Below are 759 nucleotides of genomic sequence, written 5' to 3' on the forward strand. Positions count from 1 at the left end.
ATTACGGAAAAAGTAACTCGATAACTTTTGCATAACCACTTACCAAGTATGCATCGGATACGGCTTGCAAGAACACCCATTCAAACTGATATTGAGTATTTTCAAAAAACAAAGGTGTATTTAAAGTGAATGTTGAGCATTTTTCAGGCGCAGTGACACTTGTCGCCAAAACAGTTTGTGCATGGCTGTTATCAAGTTCAAGGCTACTGTTCTGCTCATCAATAACTGCGATATCAACAAGTTCAACTTCTGGGGCAAAGCGAAGGGCTGCATCGCTCTCTGCATACTCAAGCGTTAGGCTGGCTCTTTCGGCCACAGTGGCCTGATACACTTTTGCGCGCGCGCTGATATCGTTAGCCCAAACCGAAAACTCAAAATCAGGTGTTTGTAATCGTATTAACTCAGGCATTCCTCGCCACTCCTTTCGCTTTACCTCTACCGTGCTTAGCGTTACAGCCAAAAATCACGGCCAGAAACTCGTAAACGTCACGCTATCCAAGCGTTGTTTCATCCATGAGAGCTTACCTTTTGAGCGACAAGCAATGCGCAGTACTTTCTCGTCTTCTGTTGCTTCTACGTCCAGTGCTTGTTCTCTATACAGATCGGGTCGCTGATGGGCCGAATCATTATTGTCATCAGCATTCCAGATAGGCGACAATTGCTCCGTCAATACGTTATTCAGCTCCGCCAACATATCTCCACCTGCTGCTGTAGTTAAGTGGCTATTCAAAATTTATCGTGCGCTCAGACCCGTAGCCG

Annotated in this window: 2 protein-coding genes; both read right to left on the reverse strand. The window is 45.5% G+C overall.

Annotated elements, in window-relative coordinates:
- Position 1: 1 nt before the first annotated feature.
- Entirely contained in the window at positions 2-409 is a 408-nt protein-coding gene (locus INT19_RS00005; protein ID WP_193059245.1) for a hypothetical protein, read from the reverse strand.
- Positions 410-463: 54 nt separating this feature from the next.
- Positions 464-694: a hypothetical protein gene (locus INT19_RS00010; RefSeq protein WP_193059246.1), complete on the reverse strand. Its 231-nt coding sequence runs from the start codon at positions 692-694 to the stop codon at positions 464-466.
- Positions 695-759: the final 65 nt, after the last annotated feature.

The sequence above is a fragment of the Halomonas sp. 3A7M genome (genome assembly GCF_014897875.1).
GTDB lineage: Bacteria > Pseudomonadota > Gammaproteobacteria > Pseudomonadales > Halomonadaceae > Vreelandella.